This is a genomic window from Nocardiopsis quinghaiensis (genome assembly GCF_008638365.1).
GTDB lineage: Bacteria > Actinomycetota > Actinomycetes > Streptosporangiales > Streptosporangiaceae > Nocardiopsis > Nocardiopsis quinghaiensis.
Genome location: NZ_VWVU01000002.1, coordinates 341,504 through 362,845 on the forward strand (window position 1 = coordinate 341,504; position 21,342 = coordinate 362,845).

Below are 21,342 nucleotides of genomic sequence, written 5' to 3' on the forward strand. Positions count from 1 at the left end.
GGTATCGGCGGAATGAGAAGTAACGCGCTTCTCTTCGCGGTATCCGCCCGGTCCTTTTTCGGACCCCCGGCGGAGCAAGCGATTTGGGGGTGAAGACGTTATGAACGTGGGTCAGGGACTGACGACGGCCTGGGAGGCGGTGGCCAGCTTCGTTCCGCTGCTGATCGGCTTCCTGGTGATCCTGGTCCTGGGCTGGCTTGTCGCCTGGATCGTGGGCAAGGCGGTCGCCAAGGGCCTGCACAGCGTCGGACTGGACCGCGCGCTGCACCGCGGGGGTGTGGGCGAGTACTTCGAGCGCAGCAACTGGAGCGCCAGCGAGCTGTGCGGAAAGATCATCTACTACGTCGGACTGTTGTTCGTGCTCACGCTCGCGTTCAACGTCTTCGGACAGAACCCGATCAGCGCGCTGCTCCAGGATGTCATCGCCTGGATCCCGCGCGGCATCGTGGCGCTGGTGATCGTCGTGGTGGCCGCGATGATCGCCAAGGCGGTCCGCAACGTCATCTCCGGCGCCCTGGGCGGACTGTCCTACGGCCCGGTCCTGGCCAACGTGGCGGCCGTGTTCATCATGGCGCTCGGGGTCATCGCCGCCCTGAACCAGATGGGCGTCGCCGTGAGCGTGACCATGCCGGTCCTGATCGCGGTGCTGGCCACGGTCGGCGGCATCCTCGTCGTCGGCGTCGGCGGCGGCATGATCGAGCCGATGCGGGCGCGCTGGGCGCGCTGGCTGGACGTCGCCGAGCGTGAGACCGGCCGGATCAGCGAGGAGAGCAGTTACCGCGCCGGGCGTGAGGCGGCCATGAGCCGTACCGGTGAGCGCGCGGAGCGGCGTGAGGGGGCCACGTCCCAGACCGCGCGCCGCGGCGGGGGCGGTGAGCAGACCACCCCGTAGCCGGGCCGCGCGCCACGGCCGCGGACACCGGTGAGGGCGGGACCGGACGGTCCCGCCCTTCGTCGTGTGCGCCGTGCGTCCGTGCCCGTCCCGGGGCGTTCCGCCGGAGTTCCTAGAGGAACTCGGAGTCTCGCAGCTCCAGGCGGGCGAGTTGTTCGACCCGCCGGAAGGCCAGGACCACGGAGGCGATGATCGGAAGGAAGGCCAGCCAGAAGGCGACGTTCCCCGGTCCGGTGAAGACCATCGACGCCAGTGCGACGACGAAGATCAGTGCGAAAAGCGCGAAGTCGACGCGTTCCTGTTGAATCAGGACGCCGACCGGTGGGCGCGCCGCCCCATGCCGCCCGCTCCTCATTCGCCTTCCTTTCTTGCGGCTCCACGAGCCGCTCCGCCAGTTACGGCGCATGCCGGTCCGTTTTCCGGACTTCCATAACGCCGACAGTCCCACGTTGCATTCCGCAGGGCCCTGGTTCGACCACGGTGCGCCGGACCGATCTCGGCCGCTGTGGAGTCGCCGGTACGTTTCAGCGTACGCCCAGCATGTGGTTTCCACCGGAGAACTGGCAGGGCTGGCGGCCACGGGGAGCTCGGGTCGTGGACCGCGCCGGCCTGCGGATGCCACCAACCTAGCGGACGAAACCGCGATCCCTGGCCAGGCGGCAGATCGCGAGGACGCGGAGGGTCTCCCAGTCGTACTCGACCGCCTCGGAGTCCCAACCCCGTTCGAGGCAGCCGTCGAGGAACCCGTGGAGGTAGGTACCGAGGGTCCGGGCGTTGAGTTCGCCGCCGGAGGCGGTGATGCCCTCGCACACCTGTGCGGCGTGCTGGTCCAGCTCAGCGCACATCCAGGGCTCGACCGGTCCGTCGAGGGGGCCGATCCGATGGAAGTCACGGGTCAGTCCGGCCAGCGGATGGCGCACGGAGGTCCCACTGGGCATGGAAGTACCTACTCGGGTGGTCAGGAGACGGGAGCCTCATCGATTTTACGGGCATCAGCCAATGAATCGTCACGAAAGTGTTGGATATTACCCGCACTTGACCAAGGCAGCCCAAGCTGAGGCCAAGATTGCGCAATGCCTGGAACCGGTTCCCCGGGGGTCAGGCGCTCAGTCCCATGGCCTCCAGGCGGGCCGAGTGGCGGTCGGTGAGCGAGGCGAACATCCTGCTGACCGCGGCGAGGTCGCCCAGACCCGTGCCGTCCTCGGAGACCCTGGGGTCCTTGGCCAGCAGCGCGGCGAGGTCGGGGCGGGCCACCGCCACCGACTGCGCCTGGCTGAGCGCCTCTCCGACCAGGCGACGGGCCCACAGGGACAGGCGCCCGGCCAGCTTGGGGTCCTCCTCCACGGCGGCGCGCACCGTCTCCGAGACGAACTCGGCCCGACCGGTCTCGGCCAGCACGCCCTCCACCAGGGTCCGTGTCTCCTCGTCGGCCAGCGCGGCGGCCTTGCGGTAGAAGTCCCCCGCGATACCCTCACCGACGTAGGTCTTGACCAGGCTCTCCAACCAGCTCTGCGGCTCGGTCCGGGCGTGCCAGGCGTCCAGCGGACCCACGAACGGCGTCATGGCCTCCTCGGGGTCGACCCCCAGCTCCTCCAGCCGGTCCCGCAGCGTCTGGTAGTGCGCCTGCTCGGCGGCGGCGAGGGCGGCCAACTGGCCCTTGGAGCGCAGGGAGGGGGCCAGCCCCGCGTCGGCGGCGAGACGGAAGAAGGAACCGAGCTCGGCGTAGGCGAGCAGCCCGAGCAGATCGATCACGCCGGGGCTGTCAGAGGGGCCTTGGATCATGCCGGTCAGCGTATCGCCCGGTCACCCCGGCACCGAACCGGGGACTAAACGAACCGCAGGCACGGTTGCACTCGCTGGGAGCGGGTACGATCCACGCCGTCCACAGCCCGGTGAACTGCTATGTCCACCAGGCGCGTCACCAGCTAGACTCTGCGTGATGACCGGCGTGTGCGTCCGACATGAACTCTCCCCACACACGCGGGGATCTCCCACGCAGCGGCGTCGCGGAGGCGGCGCCCGCACAGGCGCGGACCCCCACCACGGTGGCCGGCCGCGCGAGGACAACGACGAACCACGGATGTGCTCCCCGTCCAATACGGGGACGGCCCCTGTTCCGCGGCGGGGAACCCCGCGCCGCATGGATCCGGCAGGCTGCGCCACCGCGACGCCTCGTGAGAGAGGCGAGCGGTGAGCCGCGCCCGCACGGCAGTGAGGGGCCGATCGCGACCGCATCCCGCCGCGGCCACGCCAACGTTGCGGCCCGCCAAGATGGAGGCTTGAGCCCTGAGCAACACAGACGAGACAACCAAACCGAAGATCACCTTCCGCGACCTGGGTGTGAACGCCGAGTTCGCCGACGCCCTGGAGGCGGAGGGGATCGTCGAGCCCTTCCCCATCCAGGAACTGGCCCTGCCGATCGCGCTGAACGGCAGCGACATCATCGGCCAGGCCCGAACCGGTACCGGCAAGACCCTGGCCTTCGGCCTGCCCCTGCTCCAGCGCGCGCAGGAGGCCCCCGGAACGACCAGGCGGCCCCGTGCCCTGGTCGTGGTCCCCACACGCGAGCTGGCCATCCAGGTCGCCGCTGACCTGACCACCGCCAGCAAGCGCAGCGGCGGCCGCGTCCTGACCGTCTACGGCGGCCGTTCCTACGAGCCGCAGGTCAACGGCCTCAAGGAGGGCACCGACGTCGTCGTCGGCACCCCGGGCCGCCTGCTGGACCTGGAGAACCAGAAGCACCTGCGCCTGGACGGGGTGTCCGCGGTGGTGCTGGACGAGGCCGACAAGATGCTCGACCTGGGCTTCCTGCCCGACATCGAGCGCATCCTCACCAAGACCCCGGACGAGCGACAGACCATGCTCTTCTCGGCCACCATGCCGAGCGAGATCGTCTCCCTGTCGCGCAAGTACCTGACCCGTCCCACCCACGTGCGCGCGGGTGACGACAACGAGATCGACGGCTCGGCCATCACGGGGCAGATCACGCAGCACGCGTTCCGCACCCACCAGATGGACAAGATCGAGATGCTCGCCCGCCTGATCCAGGCGGAGGACCACGGCCAGAGCATGGTGTTCTGCCAGACCAAGCGGGCCTGCGACCGGGTGGCGGGCGACCTGAAGACACGCGGTTTCGCCGTCGCGGCCGTCCACGGCGACCTGGGGCAGAGCCAGCGCGAACGCGCCCTCCGGGCCTTCCGCAACGGCAAGATCAACATCCTGGTCGCCACCGACGTGGCAGCCCGGGGACTCGACGTGGACGACGTCACGCACGTGGTCAACTACGAGACTCCCGAGGACGAGAAGACCTACACGCACCGCATCGGCCGTACCGGCCGGGCCGGGCGCAGCGGCACCGCCGTCACCTTCGTGGACTGGCAGGAGATGCCGCGTTGGAAGCTGATCAACAGCGCTCTCGACCTTCCGTTCTTCGAGCCGGAGGAGACCTACTCCACCTCGCCGCACTTCTTCGAGGCACTGCGGATCCCGACCGGGACCAAGGGCAAGCTGGCCGCGAACAAACGCGACGAGCACGCGGGTCTGGAGGCCGAGGAGGTCGAGGACATCGGCGACACCGGGACGCCCCGGGGCGACCGGGGCGGTCGGCGGGACCGTGACCGGGACCGGGACCGGGACCGCGGCGAGGGTGGCGGCGGCCGGAACCGCAACCGCTCGCGCCGCCGTACCCGCAGCGGCCACGACGCGGCCGGGTCCGAGAGCTCCGCGGAGAAGGCGGGCGGTGGCGCCCCGGCGTCCCCGGACGCATCGCGAGGAGGCGCCAAGTCCTCCGACGAGGGCGCCCGCAAGGTGCGGCGACGCCGTCGCACCCGTGGCGGCGCCAGCGCCGCCCGACGGGACCCCGAGAACACCTGACGCACGGGCGCCCGCACGCGCGAGCGGGCGCCGCGGTCGACGCGGGGCGGGCGACGGGCCTTCCCCGCGGTGCCGATGGCCCTCGCGGCCACGGCCCGGGTTCAACCGGCCCGGGCCACCGATCGTCTAGGGTGGCCCGACGTGAGTACACCTCAGTTCATCGACCTGCCCCCGGGCGTACGGCGCGCGGACCTGACCCTGTCGTACGGTCCCGTCGCCGCCCTGCGGGCGCTTCCCACCTCCGGCGGCACCGAGTTGGCCCCCGCTGTCCTGGTACACGGGTTCACCGGCAGCAAGGAGGACTTCATCGCCCTCCTCCAGAGCCTGGCCCAGGCCGGCCGGGAGGTGGTCGCGATCGACCTTCCCGGCACCTACCAGTCGCCGGGCCTGGAGTCCCTCGTTCTCCCGTCCGGCGTACGACGGCCGGACTACCGCCTGCCCTCCCTGGGCGCGGTCGTCGCCGAGGTCCTGGACCAGGTCGGCGACGGCGGCCCCGTCCACCTGCTGGGGCACTCCTTCGGCGGGTTGGTCTCACGCGAGGCCGCTCTGGTCGAGATGTCGCCGCTGGCCTCGCTCACCCTGATGTGCTCGGGTCCCGGCGCCCTGAGCGGTCCGAGCGCGGACACCACGCGCGGCCTCATCGCCGCCGTGTCCAGGAACCCCACCCCCGAACGGCTCCGGGAGCTGTGGGAGGAGCAGTTCGACGCCGAGGCGCGGGGACGCACACCCCGGTCCGATATCCGCGACTTCCTGCGCGAGCGGCTGCTGGCCAGCAGCGCCGTGGGCCTGATGCACATGGCCGAGGAGCTGTTGGCCGCGCCTGACCGCGTGGACGAGCTGGCCCGTGTGGAGATCCCCAAGCTGATCCTGTACGGCGAGAACGACGAGGCCTGGCCGCTGGAGGAGCAGGACCGGATGGCCGAGCGGCTGGAGGCCAAGCGCCTGGTGGTCCCCGGCGCGGGCCACTCCCCCAACGTGGAGGCCCCCGAGACCACGGCGAGCGCGCTCACCGCGTTCTGGAACGAGGCGGAGTCGGTGGGCCGCCGCTGACCGTGGCGCACGGCCGCGCCGCCGGAGGACGGCGGCGCGGCGGCGGACGGAGCGCGGTGGAGCCCCGGAGGGGCACACCGGCGCGGAGGGACCCCCTCTGGACCAGTCCGCTAGACCCAGGAGTCGAAGTTCTTGCTCTCGGCACCCGTGGTGGTGGCGGGGCCGCGGTCGGGCAGGACCCGGGTGTCGGGCGGCAGGGACAGCAGAGCCTCCCCGATGGAGGCGAGCTGCGTCGTGTAGTCGACGTAGGTGCTGCCGACCATGCCGGGCTCGCCCTTGCGCAGGGTGTCGCCGCTGAAGACGACCCCGAGCTCGCTGACGTAGTAGCCGACGGTGCCGGTGGCGGTGCCGGGCAGGGCCAGGACGTCGATGTGCAGGTCGCCGATGTCGAGGGCGCCCTGGCCCTCCACCTCGATCTCGGGGCGGTGCTCGGCGCCGTGGTGGCGGCGCCAGGCGCGCATCTCGCGCGGGTGCAGGGCGATGGGGGCCTCGGACTCCTCGGCGACCTTGATGGCCGACTCGATGTGGGGGCTGTAGGCGTTGGTACAGGCCACGAGGTAGATCTCGCGCTCCCCGACAGCCTCCAGGACGGCCTCGGCGTCGTAGGCGGGGTCGATGACGATGACGCCCTCGTCGTCGGCCTCGACGATCCAGGTGTTGCTGACGATGTCGTGCTTCTCGCCGTCGAACTCGAAGACGCCGGCGGTGCGCACGCGGGTGATCTTGTCAGCGTCGGGACCGGTCACCCCGGTCTCCTCGCCCTCGTCGGCGAAGGCGTCGGCGGACGCGTCCTCCTCCACGGACTTCTTCTCGTCCTCGGAGCCGTCGGACTCCTCCTCGGACTCCTCCGGGGCGTCGGCGTCGCTGGAACCGGTCTCGGCGTCGGCCTTCCCGGCCACGTCGGTCCCGGCGGACTCCTCGACGGGCTCCTTCGCGTCAGCCGTGTCGGCCTCGGCGGAGTCCTCCTCCTCGACCTCCTGGTCCGCCGCGGCCTCCGCAGCGGAGTCGGTGGCCTCCTGGCCGTCCTGCTTCTTCGGCTTCCGCTTCCAGAACACGGCGTCAGACCTTTCGATTTCGTCCGGGTATGAGATGGATTACGCTGCGACCATTGTCGCGCTCCCGCACAGTGATCGGTACCGTACCGGATTCCGGGGAGGCGACACACGGTTCACCCCCGGAGAAGGGGCACTCCCGTCGCGGGCGCGACGAGCCGTTCGAACGCCTCCGGGGCGGTGGTCCTGCACCCCAGTCTGCGGCCGGACAGGCTCCCGTGGTCGTCGCTGGAGCCGGTGACCACCACGCCCAGGTCCCCGGCCACCCCGCGCCAGTATCCGGCCTGCTTCCGGTTGTGGGAGGGGTGGTCGGCCTCGATCCCGCCCAGGCCCGCGGTGGCCATGCGCTCCACCAGTTCGAGGGGGACCGCGCCGTTGAGGGAGCCCTCCGCACGCGCCGGGTGGGCCAGCGAGCACACACCGCCCGCCGCACGCACCAGCTCCACCGCGCGGACCGGATCGATCGCGTACCGCGAGGCGTAGGCCGGGCCGCCCGAGCCGATCCACCGGTCGAAGGCGTCCTGCACGTCCCTGGCCGCGCCCGCCTCCACGATCGCGCGGGCCAGGTGCGGGCGTCCGATCGTGTTGGCGTCGGCGTACTCGTCACGGCCCGCGCCGGCGATCTCCAGCACCCGTTCCCAGGTGAGGTCCACTCCCAGATCGCGGAGCTTGCGGACCATCTCCTCGGCGCGGACGGCTCGGTCGGAGCGGACACGGCGCAGCTCCTCGGCCAGGCCGGGATCCTCGGGGTCGAACAGATAGGACACCAGGTGCACGCTGGACCCGGCGTAGGCGCAGGACAGCTCCATCCCGGGGACGAGGGTGAATCCGGGGGGCAGGTGCTTGGCGGCCTCCTCGATACCGCCGACCGTGTCGTGATCGGTGAGGGCGAGCACGTCGAGACCCGCGGCGACCGCGTACTCGACGACGTCGGCGGGGATGTCGGTTCCGTCGGAGACCGAGCTGTGTGAGTGCAGGTCGATACGTGTCACCGGGCGATTGTACGTAAGTCCCGGTTGCCGCGCCCCGCGCGGGAGGGCGGCGCGGCCGGGTTCAGTCCGTTTCGCCCCGGGGTGCCAGGCTCCGGACGAGGAAGGGGCTGGGCGCGCCGAAGGGCGGTTCCAGCGCGATGCCCCCGTCCCTGATGTCACGCAGGTCGCGCAGCGCGTTGATCTCGCACATGAGCATGCCGGTGTCGGCGGCGGCGAACACCAGCCACAGCCAGTGGGCGAGCGCCTCACCGGTGTAGACGGCCCGGTCACGGCCCACGTCCAGGTTCCACAGCGCGACCTCGTGGCCGTCGAAACGCACCTTGGCGTCGGCCGCGGAGGTGTCGAAACCTTCGCCGGGGTCGGGACCCTCCAGTCCGGCGAGGCGGGCACCGAGGCCCACGCCGGGGTCCTCGGCGACGATGACGGCCTCGCCGACGCCGCCGAGCGGGTCGGGTCCGGACAGGGCCACGGCGGTGGCGAGGGTGCCGCTGCGCTCGTCCCCGCACTCGGCGAAGCCGGTGACCACCCAGTTGGTGGGCAGCGGCCAGGGGATCCACACGGGGACGTGCGCCTGGGGCAGGAGAGCCTCCAGGGACGCGGTCCCGGGGGCCCGCACCGGCCACAGGGGCGCGACGGGCCCGTGGACGTCACACTGCCAGGCGCTGGTCCACAGCCCCGGAGGCTGGACCGTGCGCCCGCAGCGGGGACACGTGGGCTCGGACTTCATGCTGCTCACGGGTCTACCCGAGCCACCCGGACGGAAAACGCGTCGCGGGCGGACCGCACGGGCGGCCCGCCCGCGTCCGGGCGCGGTGGTGCTACCGCTGCTGGCGCTTCTTGTTGGCCGTCATCCGGCCGCGCTCCTTCTGGTCCAGGACGACCTTGCGGATGCGCACGTGCTCGGGGGTGACCTCCACGCACTCGTCCTCGCGGCAGAACTCCAGGGCCTGCTCCAGGGAGAGCTTGCGCGGCGGCACCAGCCGCACCAGCTCGTCGCCGGTGGCCGAGCGCATGTTGGTGAGCTTCTTCTCCTTGGTGATGTTGACGTCCATGTCGTCGGCGCGCGAGTTCTCGCCCACGATCATGCCCTCGTAGACCTCGGTGCCCGGCTCGACGAAGAGCGTGCCGCGCTCCTGGAGGTTGAACATCGCGAACGCGACGGCGTTGCCGGCGCGGTCGGCCACCAGGGACCCGTTGGCACGGGTGCGCAGGTCACCGAACCACGGCTCGAACTTCTCGAAGACGTGGTGGGCGATGCCGGTACCGCGGGTCTCGGTGAGGAACTCGGTGCGGAAGCCGATGAGGCCGCGGGAGGGCACCAGCCAGTCCATGCGCACCCAGCCGGTGCCGTGGTTGACCATGTTCTCCATCCGGCCCTTGCGGACGCTGAGCAGCTGGGTGATGGCACCCATGTACTCCTCGGGGGCGTCCACGGTGAGGCGCTCGACGGGCTCGTGGATCTTGCCGTCGACGACCCTGGTGACCACCTGGGGCTTGCCGACGGTCAGCTCGTAGCCCTCGCGGCGCATCTGCTCGACCAGGATGGCCAGCGCAAGCTCGCCGCGTCCCTGCACCTCCCAGGTGTCGGGGCGCTCGGTGGGCAGCACGCGCAGGGAGACGTTGCCGACGAGCTCCTTCTCCAGGCGGTCCTTGACCAGGCGGGCGGTGACCTTGGCGCCCTTGACCCTGCCGACCAGCGGCGAGGTGTTGGTGCCGATGGTCATGGAGATCGCGGGCTCGTCCACCCGGATCAGCGGCAGCGGGACCGGGTTCTCCAGGTCGGCGAGGGTCTCGCCGATCATGATGTCCTCGATACCGGCGATGGCGACGATGTCGCCGGGACCGGCCTTCTCGGCGGGCTTGCGCTGCAGGCCCTCGGTCATGAGCAGCTCGGTGAGCTTGACCTGCTGGACGCTGCCGTCGGTGCGGATCCACGCCACCTGCTGGCCCTTGCGCAGTTCGCCCTGCTGGATGCGGCACAGCGCCAGGCGGCCCAGGAACGGGGAGGCGTCCAGGTTGGTGACGTGGGCCTGGAGGGGTCCTCCGGGGACGTACTCGGGGGCCGGGATGGTGTTCAGGATGGTGCTGAACAGCGGCACGAGGTTGTCGTTGTCGGGCATGCCCCCGTTGTCGGGGCGCTCCAGGGAGGCCTTGCCGTCGCGCGCGCAGGCGTAGACGATCGGGAACTCGATCTGCGACTCGTCGGCGTCCAGGTCCATGAACAGCTCGTAGGTGTCGTCCACGACCTCGGCGATGCGGCTGTCGGGCCGGTCGACCTTGTTGATGACGAGGATGACGGGGAGCTTGGCCTGGAGTGCCTTGCGGAGCACGAAGCGGGTCTGTGGAAGCGGGCCCTCGCTGGCGTCCACGAGCAGCACGACGCCGTCGACCATCGACAGGCCCCGCTCGACCTCGCCACCGAAGTCGGCGTGGCCGGGGGTGTCGATGATGTTGATGACCACGTCCTCGCCCTCGGGCGTGGTGTAGTGGACCGCCGTGTTCTTCGCGAGAATGGTGATGCCCTTCTCGCGCTCCAGGTCGTTGGAGTCCATGACACGGTCGTCGACGTCCTGGTTCTCGCGGAACACTCCGGATTGCCAGAGCATGGCGTCAACGAGGGTCGTCTTGCCGTGGTCCACATGGGCCACGATCGCGACGTTGCGGAGGTCGCTGCGGCGTGCGGAGCCCTCGACGGGCGTAGCGCTGGACATGGGAAAGTCTCGATCTCCTGGTACTGGGAAGAGACCGCAGATTGCCACGGCCCGTTACCAGTTTATGGGGTCATAGCGGCCCCTTGGGGAAACGTGCTGGCCAAACCGTCGTCAGGGCCGGGTGACGGCGCCCGGTGAGAGCAGGGGTTCGACGAGGTCGAGGAAGGGCACGTCGGCGGGAAGCCAGTCCAGGGTACGCAGACCGGCGGCGGCGATCCAGCGCAGGGAGAGGTGCTCCAGGGCCTGGGGCTCGCCGGAGAGCAGCTCCACGCGCCACAGCCGCAGTACGGCGGGGCGCGTGTGGCCCCGGCCGGGTGCGGGGAAGGGCGCCTCCGTGCCGAGCTGGTGCAGGGGGCGCACGTCGGCGCCGAGTTCCTCACGGCACTCGCGGACCACGGCCTGGGCCGGGGTCTCCCCGGGGTCGACCTTGCCGCCGGGGAACTCCCACCGGCCGCGCAGGGCCTCGGGCCCGGCACGCTGGGCGGCCAGGACGCGGCCGTCGCGGATGACGGCGGCGCCCACCACGATCAGTGTCTGTTGTTCCACGGTGCCCAGCGTATCGATCCTCCACGACATCACCGGTCCCGGCGGCGGAGCGGTCAGGGGGTGTTCGGCTCGGCGGCCTCCCGCGGTGCCCGCCGGGCGGAACGCAGCCGGTGTGCCAGGGCCGTGTGCCTGCGCCCGGAGGAGACGTTGCGGACCGCCTGGGCCAGGGCGCGCCGGGAGCCGACGAGGACGACCAGCTTCTTCGCCCTGGTGACGGCGGTGTACAGCAGGTTGCGCTGGAGCATCATCCAGGCGCTGGTGGTGACGGGGACGACCACGGCGGGGTACTCGCTGCCCTGGGACCGGTGCACGGTGACGGCGTAGGCGTGGGCGAGTTCGTCGAGCTCGGCGAAGTCGTAGGCGATCTCCTCGTCCTCGTCGGTGCGCACCAGGACCTCCTGGGCGACGGAGTCGATACCCGTGACCACACCGAGGGTTCCGTTGAACACCCCGTTCTCGCCCTTCTCGTAGTTGTTGCGGATCTGGGTGACCTTGTCGCCGACGCGGAAGACACGGCCGCCGAACCGGCGTTCGGGGATGTGCTCACCCGAGGGGGTCACGGCGGCCTGGAGCGCCGTGTTGAGGTTGGTGGCCCCGGCCGGACCGCCCTTCATGGGGGTCAGGACCTGCACGTCCCGGCGCGGGTCGAGGCCGAACCGGCGCGGGATACGGCGGGCGACCACGTCCACGGTCATCTCGGCGGCGTTCTCGGACTCCTCGCAGGGGAAGAGGAAGAAGTCGGTCATGCCCTGGAAGTGCGGCTGTTCACCGCTGTTGATCCGGTGGGCGTTGGTGACCACGCCGGAGTGCTGGGCCTGGCGGAAGACGTGGGTCAGGCGCACGCTCGGAACGGGCGACTCCTCGTCGAGCAGGTCGCGCAGCACCTGCCCCGCGCCGACGGAGGGCAACTGGTCCACGTCGCCGACGAACAACAGGTGCGCTCCGGGCGGGACCGCCTTGACCAGCTTGTTGGCCAGGAGCACGTCCAGCATGGAGGCCTCGTCCACCACCAGCAGGTCGCAGTCGAGCGGGTTGTCGCGGTCGTAGGTGGCCTCGCCCCCCGGACGGAGTTCGAGGAGCCGGTGCACCGTGGAGGCCTCGATCCCGGTGATCTCGGTGAGGCGTTTGGCGGCGCGCCCCGTGGGCGCGGCCATGATGACCCTGGCCTGCTTGGCCGCGGCCAGGGTGACGACGGAGGCGACGGTGAAGGACTTGCCGCACCCCGGTCCACCGGTGAGCACGCACACCTTCTCGGAGAGCGCCAGGCGCACGGCCTCGCGCTGGGCGTCGGCGAGTTCGACCCGGGTGCGGGAGTGCAGCCAGTCCAGGGCCACGGCCCAGTCCACCCCGGCGAACGCGGGCATGCGGTCCACCGGGTGGGAGAGCAGGGTGCGGAGCCCTGAGGTGAGGCCGACCTCGGCGCGGTGCATGGGCACCAGGTAGACCGCGCGCACGGGCTCGTCCCCGGGCCCGGGGACGGTCTCCCGGACCACGCCCTCGGTGGCCACGAGTTCGGCGACGCACTCGATCACCAGTCCGGCCTCCACCTGGAGGATCTTCACGGCGGCGGAGATGAGTTTCTCCTCGGGCAGGTAGCAGTGCCCGTCCCCGGTGGACTCCGAGAGGGTGAACTGGATCCCGGCCATCACCCGCTGCGGGCTGTCGTGCGGGATACCGACCGCCTGGGCGATGGTGTCGGCGGTCTTGAAGCCGATCCCCCACACGTCGGTGGCCAACCGGTAGGGCTCCTTCTGCACGATGTCGATGGAGGCGTCGCCGTACTTCTTGTAGATGCGCACGGCCAGGGATGTGGTGACCTCGACCCCCTGGAGGAAGACCATCACCTCCTTGATCGCCTTCTGCTCCTCCCAGGCGTCCGCGATGAGCTTGGTGCGCTTGGGTCCGAGGCCCGGGACCTCGATGAGCCGTTCGGGGTGCTCCTCGATGACGTCCAGGGCGTCGGTGCCGAAGTGGTCGACGATCCGCTCGGCCATCCTCGGGCCGATGCCCTTGATCAGCCCGGAGCCGAGGTAGCGGCGGATGCCCTGGACGGTGGCGGGCAGGACGGTCGTGTAGTCGTCCACGTGGAACTGGCGGCCGTACTGGGGGTGGGAGCCCCAGCGGCCGCGCATGCGCAGCGCCTCACCGGGCTGGACGCCCATGAGGGAGCCGACCACGGTGAGCAGGTCGCTGCCACGGCCGGTGTCGACGCGGGCGACGGTGTACCCGGTCTCCTCGTTGGCGTAGGTGAGCCGCTCCAGGACGCCCTGGACAACGGCTGGTTGGGCGGTCTTGTCGGACACGTGGTCGTCCTCTCCGGGTCACGTACGCTCCGGCGGCTCCGCGGGCACACCGCCGATCGGCGGCGCGTCCTCGCCCAGGACCGCGAGCACGCGGTCGCGGTCGGCCCGGCGCAGGCTCCGGGCCACCAGGACGTAGGAGTGTCCGAGCATCTCCACGATCTCGTCCTCGGGCACCGTGCCGTCCAGGAGCACGGAGTTCCAGTGCTTCTTGTTCATGTGGTATCCGGGCGTGACGGCGGGGAACTGGTCCCGCAGCTCCAGGGCCAGTTCGGGGTCGCACTTGAGGTTGGCCGTGGCCGGCCCGCTCCCGTCGCCTCCCCCCGTGAGCAGGGCGAACATCTTCTGTCCGGCCACCTTGTATACCAGGGCGCCCGGGCCGAAGGGCTCGCTCTCGTCGGCCTCGGGGAACCACAGGGCGGCGTCGATGAACTGTCCCGGGGTCATGGCGGTGCTCCCTTCCTCCGCCTCCGACAGTGCCAGAGACCGCCGACGTTCGGGATTCCCCGCCTCACCCTGTGGACGGCCCCGCGGGCGGGCGGCGCGACGGGGCGCTCAGTCCGGGTCGTCCGCCAGCGCGGCGACCCGCAGGGCGAGTCCCTGTGCGCTCACGAGGGAGTCGAGCACCGCTCCGCTCTGCTCGTGCACGGTACCGGCCTCGGCGGTCTCCACGGCGATCGCGTCGAGCTCCCGGGCCGACACGCGGTCCTGTTCTTCCAGTTCGGCGGTGCGCACGCGGTCCGCGTAGTCCTCCGACACCCCGGTCCGCGCCGTCACCTCGGCCGTCTCGGCGGCCAGGACGGCGCAGGCCCGGGCGGCGGCCTCCCGGCTGCGTTCCCCGGGCGTGGGCGTCCGGTCGATCCGCTCCCTGACCCGGGTCTGGTGGAGCAGGCTCCGGGCGGCCGCCCACTCCACGTCGGCCAGCACCACACGGTTGCGCACGGTGTCCAACAGGAGTCCCCGTCCGTGGAGCGGGGAGGCCAGGACCGCGTCGACGGCCCTCTGCGCACGCTCCGGCAGGGCGCGGGAGCCGTCGTCGAGCGTGCCGGGGGACACGAACTCCCCCTCGGCGGACTCGACGATCCGCACGGGGTCGCGTTCGCCGTCCCGGCGCCGGCGGAACACGTGGGCCAGGGACGCGCCTCCCACGGCGAGGGCGGTGGCCGCCATGAGGGCGAGGTCGGCACCGAACGGGAGGTCGAGGATCAGCCAGGTCATGACCAGGGCCCAGGAGACCCCGTAGGAGACCCGCAGGAGTGCCTTTCCCCAGCCGTCCGAGTGGCCGGTGTCGCGCGGGGTCCTCCGGGCACGGGCCTCGTCCAGGGCGATGCGCAGCGTTCGTCCGCGTTCCGGCGGAAGGGAGGGGTCGAGCGTGGCCCTGTCCTCCTGGCCGGGTTCTCCGACCAGGCCGATCAGGCGCACCAGCCTGGACCGCGTCTGGACCCCGCGCCCACTGAGGACGAGCACACCGCGGGCGTCGCGCGTGGCGAGGCCCTCGGCGACGAGTGCGGTGCTGTCCTCGTCCCGCCGGACGTCGGGGCACCACACGCCCTGCCGTGCGGGGAGGGGCTCGGCTCGTCGCAGGGCCCGAACCATGTCGGGGGTGAGGCGGACCGGGTATCCGCCGGGGAGGGTGAACTCCATCGTGTTCCTTCCGTGCGCGCGGCCGAGCTTGCACTTCAAGACGTCTTCATATCGGAATCTCCCGCTGCGTAGGGGTTCGCGACCGTGTGCGCCCTCCGGCCGACGCGCCGGAGGCGGATAGGATCCGGCGCAGCAGCGTCCCCTGTGTCACCAGCGAAGCGGGAGTCCCCATGAAGGCGCGAGGCGTGCGCAGACTCGACCCCCTGGAACCGGGCGACCCCCGCGAGGTCGGCGGACACCGGGTGCGGGGACGGATCGGCTCCGGCGGTATGGGCACGGTCTACGCCGCCGACTCCCCCGGCGTGCACGGCTACCTGGCGGTCAAGGTCGTCCACGCCGAGCAGGCCGCCGACCGGCGCTTCCGGGAGCGTTTCGCGCACGAGGCCCGCCTGCTGTCCCGGGTGAACAGCCCTTCCGTGGCGCGGTTCGTGCGCGCCGACGTGGAGGCCGACCCGCCGTGGATGATCACCGAGTACGTGCCGGGTCCCACCCTGCGCCACCACGTGGAGCGGCACGGCCGCCTGCGCGGGGGGATGCTGCTGGGACTGGCCGTGGGCGTCGCGGAGGCGCTGCGGGCCATCCACGCCGCCGGAGTGGTCCACCGGGACCTCAAACCCGGCAACGTGGTGCTCTCCGGGAGGGGCCCCAAGCTGCTGGACTTCGGGATCGCGCACCCGGTGGAGGATCCCGACCCCACCAAGTGGATCCGGCTGCGCAGGATGCGCCGGGCCTACCGGGACCTCAGGCTGCCGTCACCGGAGTCGCTGCCCGACGAGCGGGTCGCCGAGCAGGTCGACAAGCTGGGCACACCGGGGTGGATCAGCCCCGAGCAGTACCGGCGCGAGCCCACGACGCAGAGGGCCGACGTGTTCCTGTGGGGGGCCACGGTGGCCTTCGCCGCCGCCGCGCACGACCCGTTCGGGCGGGCCGGGGTCAAGGAGATGGCCCGGCGCGTGATGTTCGAGGAGCCGGACCTGGAGTACCTGCCGCCCGGCCTGGAACGTCTGGTGCTGGCCGCGATGGCCAAGGAGCCCGGTGAGCGGCCCGAGGCCACGGAACTGCTGCGCGCCGCCCTGGCCCTGGAGAACCCGGAGGGCGGGGTGCGCGCGCCGGAAGGCGCCGGGGAGTCCGCGGCGGAACCGGACGCGGCGGCCGTGCGACGGCTGCTGGAGCGCCGGTGGACGGAGGTGGCGGTGCGCCCGCCGCAGCCCCCGCGCGGGGGGCTCGGGCTGTTCGGCCGCGGGTCCGGCCCCGGTCGGGGCTGAGGACGGCCGCCGGTCAGAGCAGCCCGTAGTGGGCGCGGGCCCCCCGGGAGAACATGTGGGCCACCATCGTGGCGGCGAAGCCCAGCGGGACGATCGCGAAGAAGTCCCCGGCGAACAGGTTCCACAGCAGGAGCGCGCCCGCGGCGGCCTGGAAGAGCACGACGCCCCAGAACACGCCGACCGTGCGGCGGCTGATCCTGGCGGCCAGGAGCGTGGACAGCAGCCCGTACACGCCGGTGATCGCCGCCATGGCGACCATCATGGCGCGCACCGCGTCGACGTCGGCGAAGAACTCGGCGTTCTCCTCGCCGGCGGCGTCGGCCTGCTGCCGCATGGCCTCGGCCATGGTCTCGGAGGGCACGCTCAGCCCCATGAGGAAGAGGGCGGACATCGCGAGCCCGCAGGCGCCGCCCACGAACATCAGGACGCGGACGAGCGCCACCTTCCTGGGCAGGGGCGCGTCGGGGCGGAGCGCGTCGAGGTGGGCACCGAAGTCGGGCATCCCCCGCGGCGGTACGCCGCCTCCGTCCCGCGCCCCGTCGGGGTCGTACGGGTCCTGGCCAGAGGGAAACACAGACGTCCTCCGAGGGATATCGAGCCGACTCGTCCCCCCATGGTAGAGGCCGGGGAGCGGGAGGCGCGGAACCGGACGGGTGTTCCTCCCGTTCCGGCGGGGAGACGGACCACGCGGGCGGCGCACCCAGTGCGACCGAGGGGGCCGCCGGGTCACTCAGCGCGATACGGACGTGCCGAAAACCTGTATTGGTACCGCAGATTCTGCAAATCGTAATCCCGCGACACGTGAACCGTCATCCGTCCGCCTCTAGGGTGAACCACTCTGATCCCCGTCCGCCCCGGCGGAAATCCCGTTCGTCCCCCGACGACGTTCATCCTCCGAAGGAGCCCCGGAAAGATGTCCAGACTCGTGCGCGCCTCGGCCGCACTGGTGCTGACGAGTGCCCTGGCGGCCCCGTTCGCGCCCACAGCGAGTGCGTCCGTTCCCGCGAACCCCGAGGACGGCGCCGACTTCACCCTGACGATCCTGCACGCCAACGACCCCGAGTCCCAGCTGCTGCCCGCCCCCGAGCAGCAGGGCTTCGGCGGCGCCGACCGCTTCACCACGCTGCTCGACCGGTTGCGCGACTCCGAGGGCAGCGGTGCCGGCGCGGAGGGCGACGAGGCCGACGAGCGCGGTGTCGTGACCGTCAACTCCGGTGACATGTACCTTCCGGGTCCGGAGTTCGCCGCCTCCCGCGAGGACGGCGCGCCCTTCTACGACGCCATCGCCGCCAACCACGCGGACTACGACGCGATCTCCATGGGCAACCACGAGTTCGACTTCGGTCCGGACGTGTACGCGGACTTCCTCGGACAGCTGGAGGGGGACACCACGGTGGTCGCCGCCAACGTGGACGTGTCCGCCGAGCCCGGCCTGGCCCAGCTGGCGGAGGAGGGCCGGATCGCGCCCAGCACCGTGGTGGAGGCCTCCGGGCACGAGGTCGGCGTCGTCGGCGCGCTGTACCCGCCGCTGGCCACCATCACCAGCCCGCGCGACGTGGTGGTGAGCGACGTCGTCGAGCCGGTCCAGACCGAGGTCGACCGGCTGACCGACGAGGGCGTGGACAAGATCATCCTGCTCTCGCACCTGCAGAACATCGCCTACGAGGAGAGCGTCGCCCAGGAACTGACCGGCGTGGACGCCATCGTCGCGGGTGGCGGCCACGAGGTGATGGCCGACCCGGACGACGCCCTGGTGCCCGGCGACGAGGTCACCGCGCACCCGGAGACCGGCGAGCCGCTGGCCTACCCGCTGATGGCCACCAACCCCGAGGGCGTCGAGGTGCCGATCGTCACCGCCGGGTCGAACTACAAGTACGTGGGCCGCCTGGTCCTGAACTTCGACGGCGACGCGGTGTCGGTCTCCGACCGCTCCGGCCCGGTCCGGGTCTCCGGCACCGGGGAGGACGCGGTCGACCCCCACCCCGAGGTGGCGGCGCGGGTGACCGGACCGGTCTCCGAGTACGTGACCGGGCTGGCCGAGACCGAGGTGGCCCGGAGCGAGGTCGACCTCAACGGCGTCCGGGACCCCGGCGTCCGCACCCAGGAGACCAACCTGGGCAACCTGGTGGCGGACGCGCTGCTGGACACCGGCGTCCGCAACGCCGACGAGTACGGGGTCCCCGCGCCGCGGATCGGCATCCAGAACGGCGGCGGCATCCGCAACTCCTCGGTGATCCCGGCGGGGCCGCTGACCTCGCTGGACACCTACTCGATCGCCCCGTTCGCCAACCAGGTGGCGGTGGTCCCGAGCCTCCCCCGCTCACAGGTCAAGGAACTGCTGGAGCAGGGCGTGGCCGCCGCTCCCGCGGCCAGCGGCGCGTTCATGCAGGTAGCGGGGGTCAACTTCGCCTACGACCCGGAGCGCACCGCGCAGGTGGTCGACGAGGGCGGTCAGGTCCTCACCCCCGGCGAGCGGGTCCGCAACGTGGTCCTGCACGACGGCACGGTGCTCGTCGAGGACGGCGACGTCGTGGACGGCGACCCGGTCACGGTCGTGACCAACGACTTCTCCGCACGGGGCGGCGACATGTACCCGTTCCGCGGCGCGGACTTCACCGTGGTGGGCACGACCTACCAGGGCGCCCTGGAGAACCTGCTCACCCGGACTCTGGAGGGGCAGGTCACCGAGGCCGCCTACCCCGAGGGCGGTTCCGGCCGCATCGTGGTGGGTGAGCGGGCCACCGTGCCGGACGGCGACGGCGGCGGGAGTCCCACCGACCCGCCGAGCGGTGACCCCACGGATCCGGCCGACCCGGCCGACCCGACGGACGGCCCCACGGGCCCGCCGAGCACGGGCCCGACCGATCCGGGAGACGGGTCCGGCAAGCCCGGCGGGGACGCCGACGGCCCCCTGCCGACGACCGGTGGCGCGCTGTTCGGACTGATCGCCGCCGCCGTGGTGGCCGCCGGCGCGGGCGGTACCGCGCTCTACCTGGGCCGCAGGCGCGGGAGCCCCGCCGACGGGGAGCCCGCGGAACCGGACTCCTAGGCCGACGGCCCGGGTCCGCGCCGGACCCACACGGCTGACGGGACGGGCCCGTCCCGGGTGTCGCACACCCGGGGCGGGCCCGTTGCCGTGTCCGGCGGCCACCGGTGGAAGGGGACGGTCCCGGCCTCCGGTCAGAGGCAGCCCGCGATCTCCCGCGCGGCCTCGGCCATGTCGTCGCGCTCGCCTTGGTCCAGACCGTTGTGCTCGAACCACACCAGCACGAAGTGGCAGGCGTCCTGGACGTCCTCCGCAGTGTTGTCCTCGCTCTCCAGCATGGCCATCGCGGTGAGCATGGCGATTCCGTCGTTCTCGAAGGCGGCCACCCGCACCAGGTTGGTGTCCATCGAGGAGGTGCACTGGAAGACGTTGTGCTCCTCCCCGTCGGTCGAGGCGCAGACCTCCTCGGTGATGTCCTGGCGCGAGTCGATGCCGAAGTCGCCACGCAACCCGGTGACCAGCTCCTCGGATGACATGAGTTCCCCCGCGGTCGGATCCTCCGTCGGCTCCCGTGCGGGCTCGTCGGTCGGCGCGGCGGGTTCCTCGGTGGGGGCCGGGGGCGCGGTCGGCGACGCCGGCTCCGACGGCGCCTCGCTGGGCTCCTCCGACGGCTCGGGACCGCCGGCCGCCGCGACACGGTCGGTCAGCATCCCGCCGAGGGCGATCCCGCCGCCGAGGAAGGAGGCTCCCCCCAGTACCGCGATCACGGCGAGGACGGCCACCAGACCGGCGCCGTAGCGGCCCGGCCGGGCCGGCCGCCGGCCGAGGGGCCCGTGTGGAGTCGGCGGACCCGGGAGAGGCGGACCCTGCGGAGGCGGGCCCGGGGGAGGCTGTCTGGGCCACGGGCCGGGTCCGCCGCCGTGCCCGGGCGTCTCAGGTGGGTTCACGTGCGGTCTCCTCGCTGTCTGGGCTGCCGGGCCAGGCGGCGCGCGTCGGCGGAGGCCGGTCGGTGGGCGACGGGCGCTCCATCGCGTTTCGGCGTCCGTCCATGCCGCTTTATTACCCGTTTGCTACGGATCCTGTCACTTTCCCAGCGCGGCGCTCATACGGGGGGAGACCTAGGCTCGCTCAGCGCGGCATTCGGAGCACGCGCACCACGGGCACCCCAGTTTCACCATGTAAGTACAAAGAAAGCACTCAAGATGGCTAATTGGACGATTTGCCCGATATGTGATTAGCGTATTTTCGGCCAACCTTGGCACATCCGGCGCGCATAATAGGGAAATGCACGACCCCGGACCTACGATCGGCACCATGACCTGCGTTTTGCTGGCCGAAGACGATGTCTCGATCTCCGAGCCTCTCGCGCGCGCACTCCGACGCGAGGGTTACACGGTGGACGTGACCGTCAACGGCATTGAGACACTCGACCGTGCCCGTGCGGGAGACATCGACCTCATGGTCCTGGATCTCGGGCTGCCCGAAATGGATGGGCTCGAGGTGGCACGTCGGCTCCGGGCCGAGGGTCACGGAACGCCGATCCTCATCCTGACCGCGCGCGCCGACGAGGTCGACACCGTCGTCGGTCTCGACGCGGGCGCCGACGACTACGTCACCAAGCCCTTCCGACTGGCCGAACTGCTGGCCCGTGTCCGTGCCCTGCTGCGCCGGGGCGGCGCCGAGGTGCCCGTCGTGCACGGTGTACGCATCGACAACGACTCCCGCCGCGCCTGGCTGGGCGAACGCGAGCTACAACTCACCACCAAGGAGTTCGACCTCCTGCGCGTACTCGTCCGGGACGCGGGCAAGGTGGTCACCCGTGAGCAGATCATGCGCGAGGTCTGGGACACCAACTGGTGGGGGTCCACCAAGACCCTGGACATGCACATCTCCTGGCTGCGCCGCAAGCTGGGCGACGACGCCAACCAGCCGTCGTACATCACGACCGTTCGGGGTGTGGGCTTCCGGTTCGAACGAGACTGACACGGCCCCGGGTCCGAGGCGCCCCGCGCCGGTCGGCCGCCTCCGGGT

At 71.6% G+C, this 21,342-nt stretch carries 19 protein-coding genes; 6 read left to right on the forward strand and 13 right to left on the reverse strand.

Features of this window, described 5'->3' with window-relative positions:
- Nucleotides 1-100 precede the first annotated feature (100 nt).
- Entirely contained in the window at nucleotides 101-892 is a 792-nt protein-coding gene (locus tag FYX01_RS08350) for a mechanosensitive ion channel family protein (protein WP_150239239.1), read from the forward strand.
- Nucleotides 893-1,004: 112 nt separating this feature from the next.
- On the opposite strand, the gene FYX01_RS08355 is transcribed toward FYX01_RS08350, so the two are convergent.
- From FYX01_RS08355 to FYX01_RS08365, 3 genes are all read right to left on the reverse strand, one after another.
- Nucleotides 1,005-1,247, reverse strand: coding sequence for a hypothetical protein (locus FYX01_RS08355; RefSeq protein WP_150239241.1), 243 nt, complete (start codon nucleotides 1,245-1,247; stop codon nucleotides 1,005-1,007).
- Between the two features lie 271 nt (nucleotides 1,248-1,518).
- The gene (locus tag FYX01_RS08360) at nucleotides 1,519-1,830 is read right to left on the reverse strand and encodes a DUF6401 family natural product biosynthesis protein (RefSeq protein ID WP_150239243.1); all 312 of its coding nucleotides are present in this window, start codon (nucleotides 1,828-1,830) and stop codon (nucleotides 1,519-1,521) included.
- Nucleotides 1,831-1,990: 160 nt separating this feature from the next.
- On the reverse strand, nucleotides 1,991-2,674 hold the full coding sequence (locus FYX01_RS08365) for a ferritin-like fold-containing protein (RefSeq protein WP_150239245.1): 684 nt from the start codon (nucleotides 2,672-2,674) through the stop codon (nucleotides 1,991-1,993).
- Nucleotides 2,675-3,232: 558 nt separating this feature from the next.
- On the opposite strand from FYX01_RS08365, the gene FYX01_RS08370 reads away from it, so the two are divergent.
- Both FYX01_RS08370 and FYX01_RS08375 read left to right on the forward strand, forming a co-directional pair.
- On the forward strand, nucleotides 3,233-4,765 hold the full coding sequence (locus FYX01_RS08370; RefSeq protein ID WP_150239247.1) for a DEAD/DEAH box helicase: 1,533 nt from the start codon (nucleotides 3,233-3,235) through the stop codon (nucleotides 4,763-4,765).
- A gap of 141 nt (nucleotides 4,766-4,906) precedes the next feature.
- A complete protein-coding gene (locus FYX01_RS08375) occupies nucleotides 4,907-5,815 on the forward strand; it encodes an alpha/beta fold hydrolase (protein ID WP_223830352.1) in 909 nt (302 codons plus the stop codon).
- 110 nt (nucleotides 5,816-5,925) lie between these two features.
- Here the strand turns inward: FYX01_RS08375 and FYX01_RS08380 are convergent, their stop codons facing one another.
- The 8 genes from FYX01_RS08380 to FYX01_RS08415 all read right to left on the reverse strand — a co-directional run bounded on the left by FYX01_RS08380 (nucleotide 5,926) and on the right by FYX01_RS08415 (nucleotide 15,060).
- Nucleotides 5,926-6,870: an MBL fold metallo-hydrolase gene (locus tag FYX01_RS08380; RefSeq protein ID WP_150239252.1), complete on the reverse strand. Its 945-nt coding sequence runs from the start codon at nucleotides 6,868-6,870 to the stop codon at nucleotides 5,926-5,928.
- Between the two features lie 113 nt (nucleotides 6,871-6,983).
- Nucleotides 6,984-7,859: a PHP domain-containing protein gene (locus FYX01_RS08385; RefSeq protein WP_150239254.1), complete on the reverse strand. Its 876-nt coding sequence runs from the start codon at nucleotides 7,857-7,859 to the stop codon at nucleotides 6,984-6,986.
- 61 nt (nucleotides 7,860-7,920) lie between these two features.
- On the reverse strand, nucleotides 7,921-8,586 hold the full coding sequence (locus FYX01_RS08390) for a DUF6758 family protein (protein WP_150239433.1): 666 nt from the start codon (nucleotides 8,584-8,586) through the stop codon (nucleotides 7,921-7,923).
- Nucleotides 8,587-8,677: 91 nt separating this feature from the next.
- A complete protein-coding gene (gene typA, locus FYX01_RS08395; RefSeq protein WP_150239256.1) occupies nucleotides 8,678-10,570 on the reverse strand; it encodes a translational GTPase TypA in 1,893 nt (630 codons plus the stop codon).
- Between the two features lie 111 nt (nucleotides 10,571-10,681).
- Nucleotides 10,682-11,116, reverse strand: a complete 435-nt coding sequence (locus FYX01_RS08400) for a (deoxy)nucleoside triphosphate pyrophosphohydrolase (protein ID WP_150239258.1) — start codon at nucleotides 11,114-11,116, stop codon at nucleotides 10,682-10,684.
- A 53-nt stretch (nucleotides 11,117-11,169) separates the two neighbouring features.
- The gene (gene recD2 / locus FYX01_RS08405) at nucleotides 11,170-13,419 is read right to left on the reverse strand and encodes an SF1B family DNA helicase RecD2 (RefSeq protein WP_150239260.1); all 2,250 of its coding nucleotides are present in this window, start codon (nucleotides 13,417-13,419) and stop codon (nucleotides 11,170-11,172) included.
- 18 nt (nucleotides 13,420-13,437) lie between these two features.
- Nucleotides 13,438-13,863 carry an MmcQ/YjbR family DNA-binding protein gene (locus tag FYX01_RS08410; protein WP_150239262.1) on the reverse strand — a complete coding sequence of 142 codons (426 nt, stop codon included), beginning with the start codon at nucleotides 13,861-13,863 and terminating at the stop codon, nucleotides 13,438-13,440.
- 108 nt (nucleotides 13,864-13,971) lie between these two features.
- Nucleotides 13,972-15,060, reverse strand: coding sequence for a hypothetical protein (locus FYX01_RS08415; protein WP_150239264.1), 1,089 nt, complete (start codon nucleotides 15,058-15,060; stop codon nucleotides 13,972-13,974).
- A 170-nt stretch (nucleotides 15,061-15,230) separates the two neighbouring features.
- Here FYX01_RS08415 and FYX01_RS08420 point away from each other — a divergent pair, with 170 nt between their 5' ends.
- Entirely contained in the window at nucleotides 15,231-16,325 is a 1,095-nt protein-coding gene (locus FYX01_RS08420; protein WP_150239266.1) for a serine/threonine-protein kinase, read from the forward strand.
- Nucleotides 16,326-16,338: 13 nt separating this feature from the next.
- Here FYX01_RS08420 and FYX01_RS08425 read toward each other — a convergent pair whose 3' ends face one another.
- A complete protein-coding gene (locus FYX01_RS08425; RefSeq protein ID WP_150239268.1) occupies nucleotides 16,339-16,899 on the reverse strand; it encodes a hypothetical protein in 561 nt (186 codons plus the stop codon).
- A 339-nt stretch (nucleotides 16,900-17,238) separates the two neighbouring features.
- Between FYX01_RS08425 and FYX01_RS08430 the strand changes: the two genes are divergently transcribed.
- Nucleotides 17,239-19,374: a 5'-nucleotidase C-terminal domain-containing protein gene (locus FYX01_RS08430; RefSeq protein WP_150239270.1), complete on the forward strand. Its 2,136-nt coding sequence runs from the start codon at nucleotides 17,239-17,241 to the stop codon at nucleotides 19,372-19,374.
- A gap of 131 nt (nucleotides 19,375-19,505) precedes the next feature.
- On the opposite strand, the gene FYX01_RS08435 is transcribed toward FYX01_RS08430, so the two are convergent.
- Nucleotides 19,506-20,093, reverse strand: coding sequence for a hypothetical protein (locus tag FYX01_RS08435; protein ID WP_150239271.1), 588 nt, complete (start codon nucleotides 20,091-20,093; stop codon nucleotides 19,506-19,508).
- Between the two features lie 532 nt (nucleotides 20,094-20,625).
- On the opposite strand from FYX01_RS08435, the gene FYX01_RS08440 reads away from it, so the two are divergent.
- Complete coding sequence (locus tag FYX01_RS08440; protein WP_017570862.1) at nucleotides 20,626-21,294, forward strand: response regulator transcription factor; 669 nt, start codon at nucleotides 20,626-20,628, stop codon at nucleotides 21,292-21,294.
- The last annotated feature ends 48 nt before the right edge of the window (nucleotides 21,295-21,342 follow it).